Here is a 16,508-nt window from a genome sequence, read left to right on the forward strand (position 1 = left end):
GACCTTCTTTTCGGGGTGGGTGGGCATGGCAGCGGTGCTTTGCGACCCATGGCGGTTGGTGGCTAGCGGGCGTCCCGGTCCTTTTCGGTGCAGATGCACAGCCTGTTTCCCTGCACGTCGGTGGCCACCGTCCAACTCGGTGAGACCGATGGGTCAAGAACGGCGCCGCTGGCACCCAGTGCCTCGAGCACCGGGGAGCTTTCGCTGAAGGGCACGGTGATATCGAGGTGGAGGCGGTTCTGATTGGGGGTGGCGGTCTTCTGGAACCAGATGGCCGGACCGCGGCCGTTGGGATCTGCGAGGCTGCCGTCGTCCTGCTGCTTGTACCCCAGCGCCGTGCGCCAGGTTTCCGAGATCGCTTCCACGTCATCGGTGTCAATGGCGATCTCCACGGTGCGCAAGAGTTCGGACTTCGCTTCGGCACCGGACTCCTGGGCCACGGCTGAGATCGAACGGGCCAGCGCAGTGTCGCGCACACTCACCCTGCTTCCCACGTCGTGCGATGTCAGCGTGATGAACAACGTGTCGTAGCGCCAGTCGATGTCCGGGTGGTGGTTGGCTTCCTGGGCCCTGGCCCCGATAGTGGCGAACAACGCCAGCGCCGCGGCGGAGGACTCGCACTTCAACGCGGTGCGCAACGCGCCCAGGCCATAGCGCCATTGCGGCAGCGCCGCGAGGTTGGCATGGACCTGCTCCGTGGTCAGAACATCTTTTGCTGGCATGACGTGCTCCTTCGGGTTCCGGTTCTAGAAGTCCGGGCGGCCCTCCATGGCGGAGGAAGCCAGGGCATGGGCGCGTTTGGGGATGCGTCCGGCTTGTGCCGCCAGTCTTCCACCAATGACCGCATGTCTAAAGGCCCCGGCCATGCGCACCGGATCCTGTGCACGGGTCACGGCCGAGGCCAGCAACACCGCGTCGCAGCCCAATTCCATGGCCAGGGCGGCATCGGAGGCCGTACCGATCCCGGCATCGAGAATGATCGGAACCGAGGCACGGGCGACGATCAACTCGATGTTGTGCGGGTTCAAGATCCCCAGTCCGGTGCCGATCGGCGCCCCCAGCGGCATGACCGCCGCGGCGCCGAGATGTTCGAGGCGCAGCGCAAGGACGGGGTCGTCGTTGGTGTAGGCGAAGACCTTGAAACCCCGGTCCACCAACGCCTCGGTGGCCTCCACCAGCTCGACGGCGTCGGGCAGCAGCGTGTGCTCGTCGGCGATCACCTCAAGCTTGACCCAGTCGGTTTCCAGGGCCTCGCGGCCGAGCTCCGCGGTCATCAACGCCTCGCGGGCGGTGAAGCATCCGGCGGTGTTGGGCAGCACCCGGATGTTGTTCTCCAGAAGCAGGTCAAAGAGGTTGGTTCCCCCGGTGGATCCGGCGCCCGGGGTGCTGTATCTGCGCATGGCCACGGTGGTCAGCTCGGTCCCGGATGCCACCAGGGCGGCGCCGAGCCCGTCCAGGCTGGGGGCGCCGCCGGTGCCCATGATGAGCCGGGAGCCCAATTCCACGCCGTCGATGACCAGCGGGTCGGTGTGTACAAGTGTTTGGGTCATGGTGCTTCGCTTCCTGGGGATAAGTGGCGGGGGCGTGCTTGCTAGCCGCCTTGGACGGCGGTGACGATCTCGATGTCGTCGCTGCCTTCCAGTACGGTCTTGGACCATTGGCTGCGCGGGATGATTCCGGAGTTCCGGGCCACGGCGACGCCGAGCCGGCCTCCATCGCTGGGCTGGCCGCTGGGAAGCAGCTCACGGCCGGTGACCTCGGCAACAAGCTGCGCCAATGTCATGCCGGATGCCAACGGGTGGGTGGCTCCGTTGAGTTCGATGGTGCTCATGGTCTCTCCTGTGGGTGGACTGCGGGTGAGAAGCGGTCGGGACGGAAACCAGCATGGGCCGGGTCGCTACGTCCTTGCAGCAATCCGGTAATGACGTGGGCTGCAATGGGGGTCAGCAGCACTCCGTGACGGAAGAACCCGGTGGCGATCAACAGCCCCGGAATGTCGCGGCCCCCGGCCCCTGCCACCCGGCCGAGCAACGGCGCATTGTCCGGGGTTGCCGGGCGTGCGCGGGCGGTGGTTTCAAGAAGTTCGAGTTCGGCGACCGCGGGCAGCAGCACCTGCGCGTCGCGCAGCAGCTGGTGAACTCCCCCGGCACTGACCCCGGGGTTCGAGTCCTCGCGCGAGGTGGCTCCGATGACCACCGTTCCATCGCTGCGCGGGACGATATAGACCGGAATCCCGCGGACCATGCCGCGCAATGTTGCCGTGGTCAACGGCCGGAGGTGTTCGGGCACGCGCAAGCGGAGCACGTCCCCGTACACCGGGCGCAGGGGAAGCACCAGGTGCGCCGGCAACCCGCCCAGGGAAGCGGCGCCCAGTCCGTTCGCGACCACGACCTCGTCGGCACGGATCGATCGCCCGTCGGCCAGCATCACCCCGGTGACCGGGGAGTCGTGGTCCTCGGGGTCGCGGTGCAGCAAGGCGGCGGCGTTGGTGCGGATGATGGTGTCCCCGGCAGTCTTGGCGCTGTCACCGGCCCCGGCCAGAAGTCTGGCCTCGATGGCGGCGGCAACGGCACGGGGATCGACCTGGTGGTCCCCGGAAATCATATGGGCGGCGGTGATATGTGGGGAAAGCAGCGGTTCCAGACGGCGGGCTTCACGTATCGAGAGCCGGGAGACGTCCAGTCCCTCCCGCGTCTGCGCCTCACGCATGTCGGCGAGGGCACTGCGGTCCGCGGCGTCGGCCCCCAGGGCCAGGGTGGGCGTGGATTGAAACCCGATGTCCGGGTACCCGTCCGCGGCAAGCGCCTGCATGAAACCGGGCCATCGTTTGGCCGAGGCCAAGGTCAGCCCGAGAAGCCCCTCTTCCTGGTAGTGCAGTTCACTGACCGGGGCCAGCATTCCGGCCGCCGCATATGTAGCGCCGCTGGCAGGGGCCGGATCGATGAGCCTTATGCGGTATCCGGCCCGTTGCGCCTCCAGGGCGATGCCCAGGCCGATGATTCCGCCACCGATCACGACGACATCGGTGCTTGTGGGCTCCGGTTCGGTGCACGACATCAGGGTCTCCTTCCCTACGCCGGTATGAGCCGGATCAGGTTCCACGCCTCCCTTGGTTCCGGGACGGCGTCTTTCGGTCGGCGCGTTCGGCGCCCTCTCAGCCAGCGTTCCTGGCTCCCGCGGTACGGAAGCTAGTCTATGAGACATGAGCCAAATCACCGATAACGATGACAAGACCACCGTCTCATCCGCCCCCGATATTGCTTCCGCACGGCTTTACCTGTGCACCGATGCCCGCAAGGAGCGTGGGGACTTCGCTGATTTCCTGCGCGCCGCCTATGCCGGAGGGGTGGACATCATCCAGCTGCGCGACAAGAACATCGATGCCGCCGAGGAACTGGAATTACTCGGCGTGCTGCGCTCGGTTGCCGAGGAATTCGGCAAGCCCTGGTCGGTGAACGACCGTGCGGACCTCGCCCTGCTCACCGGTGCCCCGGTGTTCCATGTTGGCCAGCGTGACCTGCCGCTTCCCGGCGCCCGGTCCTTGCTGGACCCCTCGGTCGCCATCGGTCTTTCCAGCCACGACCCCGCCCAGGTTTCCGCCGCCGCGGCGGATCCGGACGCGGATTACTTTTGCGTCGGTCCGCTCTGGGCAACACCCACCAAGCCTGGGCGGGCGGCGGTGGGCCTGGAGATGCTCACCCATGCGGCAACCCTGGAAACATCCAAGCCGTGGTTCGCCATTGGCGGGATCGATCTGGGCAATGTGGAACAGGTCGTGGAGGCCGGTGCCTCACGCATCGTGGTGGTCCGCGCAATCACCGACGCCGATGACCCAAGCGCCGCCGCGCAGGCATTCCTCTCACTGCTGCCCGAACTGCAGTAGTCGATACCTGATCAGCCGCCAGGACCAGCCCCTGCCGTTGGCTCCGGGGTTGCCACCAACACTTTCACGTCGGTGATTCCCTGTCGGTAGGCATCGGTCGGCAGATAGAAGCCGTGGCCGGCGACGGTGAATTGGTAGGCATCACGGATGAACTCCTCCGCCGGCCTGTCCCGCATGGGGTTATTGTCCTGCCGGGGCCAGGCGCCTATGTAGTGCAGGCCAAATCCCAGAGGGTCGTTGGGCCGGTATAGATTGATCCACCGTTCTTCCAGGATCCTGGACAGCGGCCATGGGCCTCCTGCCCGGTCCCGTGCAATGGCCGCGGCCATATCCTCCTCGCTGACCTCCGGTTGGTCTCCCGGGCGTCGGGGCCAGGCATCGATCGGCCACGGGTTTCGGGAATCACTTCCCGTTTCGGGTGGGCCTGCGGGGACAACGGAGAGCAGTTCCGGGCCAAGGATCGACGGGAAAAAACGCGCGAAGTAGCGCCTCAGCTGCACCCCGTAACTGAGCACGGCGATGCGCTTGAATTCTTCCTCGCCCAGGTTGCCATCGGCCCGAGCGTGGAAGAGCATGCACACGGTAAGCACCATGCCCATGGAATGGGCGGAGATCACCACCCGCCGCCGCGGGTTGGCGGTCAGCGGATAGGCCGGGCGCTGGGGCTGCCGACCGTCTTTCCCGGGGCGGGTGTATTGGTCGTCCGCACCCGCCAACCAGTCCCCCACACGGTCAGCAAGTTCCGGGGCAACCCTGGTCGAATAGCACGGCGGGCCGAACGGGTGTCCCTGCACCGGCAGGAAACACATCAGGTCCCAGAGCAGCCCAATCGGCCGGGCCTCGGTCTTGGAGGACATCAGCACCAACCCCAGCAGCGCAACCAATGCAACCCATAGCCCGAATCCGCCACCGAAGCGTACCCACGTTTCCGTGTTTTCAAGTTTCGTTCCGAACTCTCCGAGGCTGCTTGCATCATGCAGCTCCCACGCCAGCGACAGCAGGGCGAACACCGCGGTGCTCAAAACCAGGAGTCTTGCCGTTGCGCCGGCGATCGGTTCGGCTCGTCGCATCAGCGAGGTGAACCGACGCGACTTTCATACTCGTTCCCGGGCTCGCTGCTTCATCCACCCATCGACGCCTTGCCAGGAGCTGATCCGCAGCGACGTGTCGACAGCGTCCATTTCATCTCCGCGCGGGCCTCCCCGGGTGGGCCATCGGACCACGATGCATGCCAAGCCCGTACCCACCAACAAAACGAAACCGAGACTGCTGAGCACGTAAACCATGGGAGGGGGCGGGCCTCCGGGAACCAGGGCTGCAAGCTGGACTGCGGCAAAGGAGAGCAGCAGGGCAAACCCGGTGGCCAGCGCGGCAAAGACAAACGGTCCGCGTCCGCCCCAACCCGTCTGCTCCAGCTCCCTATCGCCGGAGGATCCTGCGGAACCCCTCGCCCGGACCATCCCCAGGGCGATCACCAATGCCAAGACCAAGGCGGCAGCAACGAGCGGGGTGCCGTTGTCCTCCATGGGCAAGCTCGGTCCCCACGCCGACAGGGCCACTGCGGTGGCAAGAACCGCAGAACCTGCGACCAGCACGGACAGATCAAGATAGCTGGAATGCTCGTACTTGACGCTGCGCACCAAGCTGAACAGGAACAGGGTCGTTGCGACCGCGGCAAGAACAATCCACCAGCCGATGCCCGCATCCCGTTCCGCTTCGGGACGGGCCGCCGCCGCGAGGTAGGAGCCTGCAACGAGACCCGCCAACAGGGCGAACGAGGCTGTCAGGTGATTCACGGCCAGTCCGGCCGTGCCCGAACCGATCTTCCAGAAGTGTCGATGGGCGACCAGTGGCCGCGAGGCATCCGCCGGTGCCGGCGCCGCAGCGTCCTGAGCCTTCGAGGGGGACGCTGTGGGCCCAGGCAGGTGGGGAACGGGCATAAAGGAGATATTGGCCAGTTTCGGGAGCGCCCAGATCACCACCACCCCGGCCGCACACACCAGTCCCGCCAAAGCGAGGTCCTGGCCCGGCGTCCAGTTGCGCAAGGGGGTGAACGTCTTGAATAGCACGTCGGTGTCGAAACGCATCGTGATCGAAGCAGCCGTCACCACCAACATCAAAGTCAACAGCAACCCCACGAAACGGATCGTACCCGTTCCGGGGCCCGCGTTCACCGCCGAACCCAGCCGCGCAATCTGTTCGTGGCCATCAGTTGGCCTCTCCTGCCCGTCGGCCTCAAGCGGGTGGTCCAACACCCGGGCACGGGACCAGAACGCCGTATTCACCAAGCCAAAGGGAGCCAAGGCAAACCAGATGACCCGCACCGCCGCATCACCCACACGGCCAAGTTGCGGCAGCCCGGTGCTTCGGGCAAGTTGTCCCCATGAGTAGGCTTCAAGGCGGTGATTAGCCTCGGGCTCTCCCGGGGCGGGATCAGCAACCGTCGAAAATCCGGCCGCAGCATCGCCGCGCCCCATGAGCAGCTTGGCGCCCGGCACCTGAAGCATCCGGTGGGCCGGTGTGTTGCGCACTCCGTGAATCCGGATTTCCAGTAGATCCGGGTCTTTCATGGCTCTCTCCCGCCGCTGATTGTGACGGTGCCGCCCTCGGCTGAAAATGGTCTTCTCCCTGACGGGGCACCGTTTCCGGGGCCGAAGCCCGGTCACTCATTGTCGGTCTCTGACTAGGAGAAATTCAAGGGTAGGGGTGTGATCCCGTGTCAATGGACCTGGAGGGGCCCATTGGGGAGGAGGCTTGGGCCGTTAGGTCACGGATCCGGCCGCAAATTCACGAACGAGATCCGCCACTGCTTCGACCTGCAAGAGGGTGAGTGACTGTGGAAGCTCATGCACGGCACCCGGTGCCACCATGAGCTGCTTGCCATTTGCAGCATTAGGTGCCACGTTCATGGGCTCGACCGATTCCCACGGCGTCAGCACAGGGTCCTCACCCAGATCCCGTGAACGCACCGCACGGGAAGTGAGGATCAGTCCGTACACACCCAAGAAGGTGGCGTCGGTGAAGGTGGCAAGAGTCTTTTCGTTGTCTTCAAGCTGGATCTTCTTGGCAAGTTTTGCGAAGTGCTTGCGTTGCTTTGGATCCTCCGGATACTTCACCATTGCGCTCAGCCCGAGTTCGGCGATCCTGCCTCGCAGGTCGCCGGCCACCTTCGGCTCGTGGCCGAGGGGCGCACCAAGCTCGTGGAGGATCTTGAGCACCGCAGCCACTGACGTTCCGACCCGACCGGCTAGGGCGCTCGACATACCCTCGTTCACGAGCCCTTTGGCAAACGTCCACGAATAGGAATCACTTGCCTTGGCGCTGATGACGGCGGCTGTTTCCCGGGGACCGTCCGTGCCCAGGTACAGCGGATAGGAGCGGGCCGTCGCCTTGCCGAAGACTCCATCGCAGTCGTCCTTCACGATCAGCCTGCGTCCGTCAGCAGGATTCCCTGCGCCTCCCGCTTGCCGGAGAACCGGCTCTGGACGTGGTAACCGAACCAGACCACGGGTAACTCCCCGGCCTATGGGGCATCAACAAACATGAGCTGCTCCAGCGCAAGCCACAACACCTCCTCGCTATCGCTGCATACCGGATGTTGCTGACCGGGCACAAAGGCGAGTTCATCGACGTCCGAAACGTTTTTGACGTGTTCGGCAATGGTCCCGACAAGGGTTGCATGGGTGCTGCGGCGCTCATCGAGGAGTGCCTGCCGATAGTGAGAGAGATTTTCGCTCATCGGGTGTGCCTTTCGGTGTCAGGACAACGTCGGCGGCCTGCACCAGTGCTATTCCTCCACACGGGTTACCGGCCGACCGGAGGAAACGCGATGTCACCGGAGCTGCTTGGGACATGGCTCTGCGAAAGACAGTACCTTTTCGGGAATCCGGATGGGGGTCTGGTTCGGTGCCGTGCCCTGTCAAGACCTGAATCGAAGGTCCCGGCCGATCCCCGGTACGACGTTGATAGGAGGGTGTCTGCACGCACCTAATATCGTCAATGACGGATCGTGGCAAAGGACCCACTGGCGTCTTGGATGTCATGGGCTAATGCATCTTCACTCATGAGCATGCCGACATTGAAAGGGTTGGCCCGGGCATCTCCTGGGCCGGCCACGATGCCGGAGATGCCAACACGCAAGAAGTCCGGATTCGCCCTCGGTTTCGAGGTCTCGCCGCACACTCCCCGGCCCCCTTGGCGACAAACCCCTACCTCCAGGGGAGGCACTAATTGTCAGAGGCTAATCCACAATGAGTAATGACACTTGTCTCGATTCCAACAAAAATCACACAGGCTGCCCATTCATCGCTGAGCAACGCGTGTTCTCCGTCGGGCTGCACCTAGGGCCCGTCATCGACGGGAAGCGCGAACTGTGCGTTGTAGAGCTCGAAGTAGGCGCCACCCGCGGCTAGCAGCTCGTCGTGGGTCCCCTGTTCAACGATGTGCCCCGCGTCCATCACCAGGATCAGGTCGGCGTCGCGGATCGTGGAGAGCCGATGGGCAATCACGAAGCTGGTGCGGTCGCTGCGCAGCGCTGCCATGGCCTGTTGCACCAAGACTTCGGTCCGGGTGTCAACCGAGCTGGTGGCCTCATCGAGGATCAGCACGTTGGGCTTGGCCAGGAAGGCACGGGCGATGGTGATCAATTGCCGTTCCCCGGCGCTGACGTTCTCCGCTTCGTCGGTGAGCACCGTGTCGTACCCCTCGGGCAGGGAGCGCACAAACCTATCCACATAGGTCGCTGTGGCCGCGTCGATGATTTCTTCCTCGGTGGCCTCGGGCCGCCCGTAGGCGATGTTTTCGCGGATCGTGCCGCCGAAAAGCCACGCGTCCTGCAGCACCATCCCCATGCGTTGGCGCAGGTCATCACGGGTCATGGCCGCGATGTCGACCCCGTCCAGAGTGATGCGCCCGGAATCCAGCTCGTAGAAGCGCATGATCAGGTTCACCAACGTTGTTTTGCCTGCCCCCGTGGGCCTCACGATGGCGATGGTGTGGCCGGGCTCGGCGGTCAGGGACACATTCTCGATCAGCGGCTTCTCGGGGGAATAGCTGAAGCTGACATTCTCGAAGACCAACTCGCCGCTGCCCCCGCGCGGACTTTGGGCGGCAATCGGATCGGCGGACTGCTCTTCGGCTTCAAGCAGTTCAAAGACGCGTTCGGCCGAGGCAATGCCCGACTGGACCAGGTTGGCCATGCTTCCCAGCTGGGTCAGCGGCTGCGTGACCTGGCGCGAATACTGCAGGAACGCCTGCACATCCCCCAGACGCATGGAGCCTCCAGCCACGAACATCCCACCGACCACGGCAATGGCAACATAGGTGAGGTTTCCAACGAACATCATCGAGGGCTGGATGATCCCCGAGACGAATTGCGCCCCGAAACTTGCCTGGTAGAGCTCCTGGTTCTTCGAATCAAGGACCGCGTTGGTCTCGGCCTGACGGCCGAAGACCTTGACCAGCGAATGCCCCGTGTAGTTCTCCTCGATGTGCGCGTTGAGCTCACCGGTGTGTTTCCACTGGGCGACGAACAGCTTTTGCGAGCGCTTGGCCACCAGGGTGGTGATCACGATGGTCAACGGAATCGCCACGACGGCAATCAACGTCAGCATCGGGGAGACCACCAACATCATCACCAGCACACCGATCACGGTCAGCAGCGAGGTCACCATCTGGCTGAAGGTCTGCTGCAGCGACTGGGCCACGTTGTCGATGTCGTTGGTGACCCGCGAGAGCAGCTCCCCGCGCTGCATCTTGTCGTAGTAGCCCAGCGGCAGCCTGTTGATCTTGTGTTCGACACCTTGGCGCAGGCTATACATGCTCTTCTGGACCACCTCGTTGAGCACATAGGCCTGAAGCCACCCAAAGACTGAGGAGAACACATAGATCGCCAGCACACCCAGCAGCACCATCCCCAGTGCGTCCAGGTCAACCCCGATCCCCGGGGTCAGGTGCATGCCCGAGAGCAGGTCCGCCTGGGCACCCTGCCCGGAGGCGCGCAGGCCCGAAATCACTTGGTCCTGGGTGAGGCCCGGCGGGAGCTTCTTGGAAATGACGCCCTCAAAGATCAGGTTGGTTCCCTGGCCCAAGAGCTTTGGTCCCAGCACGCTGAGCCCCACGCTGAGTATTCCCAGCAGCAGCACCGCGGCCAGGCCAATGCGGTGCGGAGCCAACCGGCGCAGCAACTTCTTGGCGGAGGGCCCAAAGTTCAAGGCCTTCTCCGCCGGCATCGAGGCACCGGCACCAGGGCCGTGCCTGCGGACCGGCGGACCGGCGACACGCGTGCTGGTTGTCTCCTTCCGACTGGACTCGCTCATGCCGTCGCCTCCGCAGTGAGCTGGGACTCAAGGATTTCCACATAGGTCTCGGAGGCCTCGAGAAGTTCCTCGTGCGTCCCATGGCCCACGATGCGTCCACCCTCCAACACGATGATGGCTTCGGCATCCTTGATGGTCGCCACGCGTTGGGCGACGATCAGCATCGTCGCCGAACTGCGGTGCCTTTTCAGCGCGAGGCGCAGCCGGGCATCGGTGGCCGAGTCCAGTGCGGAGAACGAGTCGTCGAAGATGTAGATCTCCGGGTCCTTGACCAGTGCCCGGGCGATGGCCAGGCGTTGGCGCTGCCCGCCGGAGACATTGGTGCCACCCTGGGCAATCTTTGCTTCCAATCCGCCATCCATGGAAGCGACGAAGTCACGCGCCTGCGCTATCTCCAGGGCTTCCCACAATTGATCCTCGGTGGCATCGGGCTTGCCGTAGCGCAGGTTGGAGGCGACCGTCCCGGAAAACAAGTACGGTTTTTGCGGGATGATCCCGATCCGGCTCCACAACAAATCCGGCTCCAACTCCCGGACATCGACTCCGTCCACCAGAACCGTCCCGTCGGTGGCATCAAATAGCCGCGGCACCAGGTTCACCAGGGTGCTCTTCCCGGAGCCCGTGGATCCGATGACGGCAGTGGTTTGGCCCTGGTGCAACGAAAAATCAAGGTGGTGCAACACCGGCTGCTCGGCTCCGGGATAGGAGAACGATACGTCGGAAAATTCCACGGTGCCGGTTTCGCGTACCCGGCCCACCGCCGGGTTCGCGGCCTTGACCGTGGACTCGGTGTGCAGCACCTCCCCGATGCGGTCGGCGCTGACGGTGGCCCGAGGCAGCATCATGCCCATGAACGTGGCCATCATGACGGCCATCAGGATCTGCAGGAGGTAACTCAGGTAGGCAACCAGGGCGCCGACCTGCATCTCGCCGGATTCCACCCGCATCCCGCCAAACCAAATCACGGCGACGGACGAAATGTTGAGCACCAGCATCACGATCGGGAACATCAACGCCATCAGGCGCCCGGCGCCCAGGGAGACCTCGGTCAGCTCGGAGTTGGCCTTGGCGAAGCGTGCCGATTCCTGGTCCTCACGGACGAATGCGCGGATCACGCGAATGCCAGTGAGTTGTTCGCGCAGCACCCGGTTCACGACGTCAATGCGCTTTTGCATGACCCTGAACAGCGGGACCATCCTGCTGATGATCAGCCCCACGCTGAGCAGCAGCACCGGCACGCTGACGGCCATCAGCCAGGACAGCCCCAGGTCCTGCTGCATCGCCATGATCACCCCGCCAACGGCCAGGATCGGGGCGGAGACGAAGAGCGTACAGGTCATCAACACCACCATTTGGACCTGCTGCACGTCATTGGTGGTGCGGGTGATCAACGACGGCGCGCCAAAGCCGGAGACCTCGCGCTCGGAAAACCCGCTGACCGTATGGAAGATCGCCCCGCGCAGGTCGCGACCCAGCGACATCGCCGTCCTGGCCCCGAAATACACCGCAGCGATCGCGCAGGCGACTTGCACCAGGGTGATCACGAGCATGATGGCACCGATGGTCATGATGTGGGCGACGTCGCCCTTGGCTACGCCGTTGTCGATGATGTCCGCAACAAGGCTGGGAAGGTAAAGCGAGGCAATGGACTGTGCCGCTTGGAAAATCCCCACCGCAACGAGCAGGCTCACGTACGGTGCCAAGTACTTGCGCAATAGCGGCAGCAGCATGTTTCCCGGGCCCTTGGTGCTGGCCTTGGCCGCGCGGCCGGATCGTGAACCTGACATGTAGTGAACATATCCATGCAAGCCGTGTCCCACAAGGGCAATCCGGCCCCGCGGGACGGTTTTGCTGGAGGCGGATTTCGCGGGTCCGTCATTTTGGGCTGCACCCCAGAAGCTCGCGGGGGCACCGGGGCGATATTGTAAGCAGCGGGAAGCTTCGTGGAGACGCGGAGAGATATCGGAGAGAAGAGAAGCCATGCGCGCCAACACCGGCAGAAGTGAATCCACGACGGTGCACGCGGCGGATCGACACGAGATGATCAGGGTGCACGGAGCGCGGGTGAACAACCTCAAGGACATCAGCCTCGAGATCCCCAAGCGCCGGCTCACGGTGTTCACCGGGGTCTCCGGATCGGGAAAGTCTTCGCTGGTTTTCGGCACCATTGCCGCCGAATCCCAACGCATGATCAACGAAACCTACTCGGCGTTCGTCCAGGGGTTCATGCCCACCCTGGCCCGGCCCGAGGTCGACACCCTCGAGGGACTGACCACGGCGATCCTCGTCGACCAAGAACGACTGGGTGCCAATCCGCGTTCCACGCTCGGCACCGTCACCGATGCCAACGCGATGCTTCGCATCGTCTTTTCCCGTCTCGGCCAACCACACATCGGTTCCCCCCAGGCCTACTCCTTCAACGTGCCCTCGATTTCAGGTGCCGGTGCCGTCACCATGGAAAAGGGCGGAAAGAAGGTCAAGGAGCGGCGCAGCTTCTCCATCACCGGTGGCATGTGCCCGGCGTGCGAGGGTCGCGGTACTGTCAACGACTTCGACCTCACGGCACTCTACGATGCCGACAAGTCGCTGAACGGGGGCGCACTGAAAATCCCCGGCTACTCCATGGAGGGCTGGTACGGGCGTATCTTCCGCGGGTGCGGCTGGTTCGACACCGACAAGAAGATCCGCGATTATTCCATGGAGGAATTGGAGAACCTCCTCTACAAGGAGGCCACCAAGATCAAGGTCGAGGGCGTGAACCTGACCTACCTGGGGTTGGTCCCGCAGATCAAGAAGACCTATCTCGCCAAGGACATCGAGGCCATGCAACCCCACATCCGGGCGTTTGTCGAGCGCGCGATCACCTTCGCCGCCTGTCCCGAATGCGGCGGTACGCGGTTGGCCGAACACGCGCGGAACTCGAAGATCGACTCTAAAAGCATCGCCGATGCCTGCGCCATGCAGGTCAGCGACCTGGCCCCCTGGGTCCGCGGGCTCAGCGAACCCTCCGTGGCCCCGCTGCTCAAGGCGCTAGGAGACACGCTGGATTCCTTCGTGGACATCGGCCTGGGCTATCTTTCCCTGGACAGGCCCTCGGGCACTCTCTCGGGCGGGGAAGCGCAACGCACCAAGATGATCCGACACCTTGGCTCGTCGCTCACCGATGTCACCTATGTCTTCGACGAACCCAGCATCGGGTTGCACCCACATGACATCGAGAAGATGAACGAGCTGCTGCTCGCCCTGCGCGACAAGGGCAACACGGTGCTGGTGGTCGAGCACAAGCCGGAGATGATTACGATCGCAGACCACGTCGTTGACCTGGGTCCCATGGCCGGTTCCGGAGGCGGGCAAGTGATGTTCGAGGGAAGCGTCGAGGGGTTGCGGGCCTCGGACACCATCACCGGGCACCACCTGGATGATCGGGTGAAGCTCAAGGAAACGGTTCGCAGCTCCGTCCGGGCGATCGAGGTGAGGGGGGCCAAGACCAACAACCTGAAAAACGTGGACGTAGACATCCCGCTGGGGGTGCTCACGGTGCTCACCGGGGTCGCCGGATCGGGCAAGAGTTCACTGGTCACCGGTTCCATTGCCGGATTCGAGGACGTCATCACCGTCGATCAAGGTGCCATCAAGGGCTCGCGACGCTCAAACCCCGCAACCTACACCGGTCTTCTCGAACCGATCCGCAAGGCCTTTGCCAAGGCCCACGGCGTGAAGCCGGGCCTGTTCAGCGCGAACTCCGAAGGCGCCTGCCCCACGTGCAACGGCGCGGGAGTCATTTTCACCGATCTGGGCATGATGGCCGGGGTCTCGAGCACCTGCGAGGAGTGTGGGGGCAAGCGTTTTGATTCCATGGTGCTCGAGTACCAGCTCGGCGGCAAGGACATCTCCGAGGTCTTGGCGCTGTCTGCGACGCAGGCGCAGGACTTCTTCGCCGACGGTGAGGCCAAATTGCCCGCCGCGCACAAGATCCTCACCCATCTGGTGGACGTGGGGCTGGGGTACCTCAGCCTGGGGCAGCCATTGACCACGCTGTCCGGCGGAGAGCGCCAACGGCTGAAACTCGCCACCCACATGGGCGAGAAGGGCGCGGTCCTCATCCTCGACGAGCCGACCACCGGCCTGCATCTGGCCGATGTGCAGCAATTGCTGGGCCTGCTGGACCGTCTGGTGGACGGAGGCAAATCGGTCATCGTGATCGAGCACCACCAAGCGGTGATGGCTCACGCCGACTGGATCATCGATCTTGGCCCCGGGGCCGGCCACGATGGCGGCGCCGTTGTCTTCGAGGGCACCCCTGCGGATCTGGTGGCTGGGCGCAGCACCTTGACCGGCAAGCACCTAGCCGACTATATCGGCGCGTAACCCACCGCGATCTCGGGGGATCAGCTCTTGGCGGTGGAGATGACCTCGTCAGGGGCTTGGGTTCCGGCGGCTTCGTGGGCGCTGAGCACCCTACGTGCCCGATCGCGTTTGAGCCGTTCACGGGGATCGCGGTGCGGGGCCTGCTCGGCGGGTCCGAAGAAGAAGAATCCCACGAATTGCAGTCGCCACAAGGCCCGGTACATCAGGCTCAGCCCCGTGGTGTCTTCGACAATGGGCAGTCTCTGGTCGGACATTGAATTCAGTCTCCCTCTGTGGAACCCCGGTCCACCGAAGCGGATCGGATCTTCCGCGGATGCGCGGCCGTCATGGCCCATTGTATTCCACGCGTCGGGCCCACCGACCACGAGCCGTGCACGGGTGCGGGACCCCCATGTCCGCCTCGATGGCCTTGTCACGGGTGTATGCGGCAACGAAGCTGTCTGAATCCAGAGGCAAGGCTAAACAGGCCGGGTCGTGGGGGTGGCTTGTGAATTCGTCAAATATTCGATGTTAATTCGGAGCATCCGATAGCGGTCGTGGGGCGAAACGGTAGCACTCGTGGGTACATCGGATAGCACCTTCGCGGGGTCCGATGGGCCGGCGAGCTGCATCGAGCTCCCCGGGCCGAAGCCTGTGCTCCGGCGCCTCATCCACGGTCACCCGTGCTGCGGCAACATGGCCGGGCAATCCGGATGCGGGCTCGGACCGTGCCCGGGGCGACGCTGCCCGACCACCGGGGAGTGTAGGCACTCCGTACGTCGTCCTTGCGGCGTCCGTGCGGGATGTACAGACGCCGTTGGCACATGCTCTGGTGGGCCTGCGATTGCCCGCATGTCGCCTGATCTGGCCGCAGTAGCACGCATTCCGGTGCGCCGTGCCGTCGCCGTTTTCGGGATTCCTCGGCGGTCCCCGGGCAGCCTGGCACTATGCTCCCGGCCGGCAACTGGGCGTGGGACCGGGTGCCGCGCCGCGGGCCGCCGGCCAGTCTTGGAGCTCGGCCCCTCCGGTCGCAGCCGCGTGGCGTGGTTCCCGGCCATGGAGACACCAGCGGCCAGGACTCGTCCCGGCGCTTTCCGATGCCCACGCACGCGCTACCGCTTCGACCCACACCCGCTACCGAAAGCCGCGTCTATACATTCGACGCCAAGGATCAGTGTCCGATAAGAATGCTTCAGCGACACTGCCCCGGAGTTGCAATCAGCCCCGGGTTCCAGCGGTCCACGGTGTAATGCATGCAGTGCACGCGTCCCTGTAATGACCTCCAGGCTTTGCCATGCCCAATGCCCACGAAGCAGCGGAGCCAGGACTACAAACCAGACACAATGTCGATCAACGGGGCACACTCTGGGCGGAGAACCGTCCAACCGTCGGATATTCGACTTTTTCACAAGCCACCCCATAAACTCCTCCGCCGGGGAACCCTACGCGAAAACTGCAGCGGGCGACCGAGGGATAACCGCCAAGATCCCGGGGCGGAGTTTTTGGATAGCGTCAACTCCGATTCCTGCCATAGAGGTACGCAGCTCGTGGTCGACGCAAACTTTAGCAAGAACGTCAAAGGGCGGGTTAGTGAGGAATACAGATTCATCACTAACCCGCCCCATTAGGGTGTTGCTTTACTACTGTGGCCGTCTCAAGCTGTCCTACGGCCCGGTACTGCAGGTACTACCGGTGTTACTGGTACTGCTGTGGTCGTCTCAAGCTGTCCGACGACCACGCCCTCCGGGTACTGCTCTACTGATTTACTGCTGGTACTGAATTACTGCCGGGGTTGCTGGTTCTGCTGTCCTGCTGTGGTCGTCGCAAACTATCTGACGACCACGCCCTCCGGCTACTGCTGTACTGCTGGTACTTCTTTACTGCTGTAGTCGTCTCAAACTGTCCGACGACCGGATACTGCGGGTACTGCTGTACTGATTTACTGCCGGGGTTACTGGTCC

13 protein-coding genes are annotated in these 16,508 nt (G+C 63.8%); 2 read left to right on the forward strand and 11 right to left on the reverse strand.

What is annotated here, in order from left to right; all coding sequences use genetic code 11:
* Window positions 1-62: 62 nt before the first annotated feature.
* Genes ABEA12_RS16790 through thiO form a run of 4 tightly spaced genes read right to left on the reverse strand, consistent with a single transcriptional unit; the run spans window position 63 to window position 3,057 of the window.
* Window positions 63-722 carry a 4a-hydroxytetrahydrobiopterin dehydratase gene (locus ABEA12_RS16790; protein WP_210102335.1) on the reverse strand — a complete coding sequence of 220 codons (660 nt, stop codon included), beginning with the start codon at window positions 720-722 and terminating at the stop codon, window positions 63-65.
* Between the two features lie 24 nt (window positions 723-746).
* Window positions 747-1,550 (reverse strand): thiazole synthase, encoded by an 804-nt coding sequence (locus ABEA12_RS16795; RefSeq protein WP_210102334.1) that lies wholly within the window; start codon window positions 1,548-1,550, stop codon window positions 747-749.
* Between the two features lie 41 nt (window positions 1,551-1,591).
* A complete protein-coding gene (gene thiS, locus ABEA12_RS16800) occupies window positions 1,592-1,831 on the reverse strand; it encodes a sulfur carrier protein ThiS (protein WP_210102333.1) in 240 nt (79 codons plus the stop codon).
* Entirely contained in the window at window positions 1,828-3,057 is a 1,230-nt protein-coding gene (gene thiO / locus ABEA12_RS16805; protein ID WP_210102332.1) for a glycine oxidase ThiO, read from the reverse strand. The genes thiS and thiO overlap by 4 nt, the downstream gene beginning before the upstream one ends.
* Window positions 3,058-3,202: 145 nt before the next feature.
* Between thiO and thiE the strand changes: the two genes are divergently transcribed.
* Window positions 3,203-3,883: a thiamine phosphate synthase gene (gene thiE / locus ABEA12_RS16810; protein WP_210102331.1), complete on the forward strand. Its 681-nt coding sequence runs from the start codon at window positions 3,203-3,205 to the stop codon at window positions 3,881-3,883.
* A gap of 11 nt (window positions 3,884-3,894) precedes the next feature.
* Here the strand turns inward: thiE and ABEA12_RS16815 are convergent, their stop codons facing one another.
* The 6 genes from ABEA12_RS16815 to ABEA12_RS16840 all read right to left on the reverse strand — a co-directional run bounded on the left by ABEA12_RS16815 (window position 3,895) and on the right by ABEA12_RS16840 (window position 11,930).
* The gene (locus tag ABEA12_RS16815; protein ID WP_345469027.1) at window positions 3,895-4,953 is read right to left on the reverse strand and encodes a hypothetical protein; all 1,059 of its coding nucleotides are present in this window, start codon (window positions 4,951-4,953) and stop codon (window positions 3,895-3,897) included.
* Window positions 4,954-4,977: 24 nt separating this feature from the next.
* Window positions 4,978-6,453: a hypothetical protein gene (locus tag ABEA12_RS16820; RefSeq protein ID WP_210102329.1), complete on the reverse strand. Its 1,476-nt coding sequence runs from the start codon at window positions 6,451-6,453 to the stop codon at window positions 4,978-4,980.
* Between the two features lie 192 nt (window positions 6,454-6,645).
* Window positions 6,646-7,305, reverse strand: coding sequence for a hypothetical protein (locus tag ABEA12_RS16825; RefSeq protein ID WP_210102328.1), 660 nt, complete (start codon window positions 7,303-7,305; stop codon window positions 6,646-6,648).
* 101 nt (window positions 7,306-7,406) lie between these two features.
* Window positions 7,407-7,622 carry a hypothetical protein gene (locus ABEA12_RS16830; protein WP_210102327.1) on the reverse strand — a complete coding sequence of 72 codons (216 nt, stop codon included), beginning with the start codon at window positions 7,620-7,622 and terminating at the stop codon, window positions 7,407-7,409.
* 601 nt (window positions 7,623-8,223) lie between these two features.
* On the reverse strand, window positions 8,224-10,200 hold the full coding sequence (locus ABEA12_RS16835) for an ABC transporter ATP-binding protein (RefSeq protein WP_210102326.1): 1,977 nt from the start codon (window positions 10,198-10,200) through the stop codon (window positions 8,224-8,226).
* Window positions 10,197-11,930 (reverse strand): ABC transporter ATP-binding protein, encoded by a 1,734-nt coding sequence (locus ABEA12_RS16840; RefSeq protein ID WP_210102711.1) that lies wholly within the window; start codon window positions 11,928-11,930, stop codon window positions 10,197-10,199. The genes ABEA12_RS16835 and ABEA12_RS16840 overlap by 4 nt, the downstream gene beginning before the upstream one ends.
* 250 nt (window positions 11,931-12,180) lie before the next feature.
* Between ABEA12_RS16840 and ABEA12_RS16845 the strand changes: the two genes are divergently transcribed.
* Window positions 12,181-14,568: an ATP-binding cassette domain-containing protein gene (locus ABEA12_RS16845; RefSeq protein ID WP_210102325.1), complete on the forward strand. Its 2,388-nt coding sequence runs from the start codon at window positions 12,181-12,183 to the stop codon at window positions 14,566-14,568.
* A 20-nt stretch (window positions 14,569-14,588) separates the two neighbouring features.
* Here ABEA12_RS16845 and ABEA12_RS16850 read toward each other — a convergent pair whose 3' ends face one another.
* Window positions 14,589-14,822: a hypothetical protein gene (locus tag ABEA12_RS16850; protein WP_210102324.1), complete on the reverse strand. Its 234-nt coding sequence runs from the start codon at window positions 14,820-14,822 to the stop codon at window positions 14,589-14,591.
* Window positions 14,823-16,508 lie beyond the last annotated feature (1,686 nt).

Source organism: Paeniglutamicibacter antarcticus (genome assembly GCF_039544305.1).
GTDB lineage: Bacteria > Actinomycetota > Actinomycetes > Actinomycetales > Micrococcaceae > Paeniglutamicibacter > Paeniglutamicibacter antarcticus_C.

Coding starts and splice junctions, on each gene's coding strand:
- ABEA12_RS16790 (WP_210102335.1), bottom strand. CDS start 722: ATGCCAGCAAAAGATGTTCTGACCACGGAGCAGGTCCATGCCAACCTC.
- ABEA12_RS16795 (WP_210102334.1), bottom strand. CDS start 1,550: ATGACCCAAACACTTGTACACACCGACCCGCTGGTCATCGACGGCGTG.
- thiS (WP_210102333.1), bottom strand. CDS start 1,831: ATGAGCACCATCGAACTCAACGGAGCCACCCACCCGTTGGCATCCGGC.
- thiO (WP_210102332.1), bottom strand. CDS start 3,057: ATGTCGTGCACCGAACCGGAGCCCACAAGCACCGATGTCGTCGTGATC.
- thiE (WP_210102331.1), top strand. CDS start 3,203: ATGAGCCAAATCACCGATAACGATGACAAGACCACCGTCTCATCCGCC.
- ABEA12_RS16815 (WP_345469027.1), bottom strand. CDS start 4,953: ATGCGACGAGCCGAACCGATCGCCGGCGCAACGGCAAGACTCCTGGTT.
- ABEA12_RS16820 (WP_210102329.1), bottom strand. CDS start 6,453: ATGAAAGACCCGGATCTACTGGAAATCCGGATTCACGGAGTGCGCAAC.
- ABEA12_RS16830 (WP_210102327.1), bottom strand. CDS start 7,622: ATGAGCGAAAATCTCTCTCACTATCGGCAGGCACTCCTCGATGAGCGC.
- ABEA12_RS16835 (WP_210102326.1), bottom strand. CDS start 10,200: ATGAGCGAGTCCAGTCGGAAGGAGACAACCAGCACGCGTGTCGCCGGT.
- ABEA12_RS16840 (WP_210102711.1), bottom strand. CDS start 11,930: ATGCTGCTGCCGCTATTGCGCAAGTACTTGGCACCGTACGTGAGCCTG.
- ABEA12_RS16845 (WP_210102325.1), top strand. CDS start 12,181: ATGCGCGCCAACACCGGCAGAAGTGAATCCACGACGGTGCACGCGGCG.
- ABEA12_RS16850 (WP_210102324.1), bottom strand. CDS start 14,822: ATGTCCGACCAGAGACTGCCCATTGTCGAAGACACCACGGGGCTGAGC.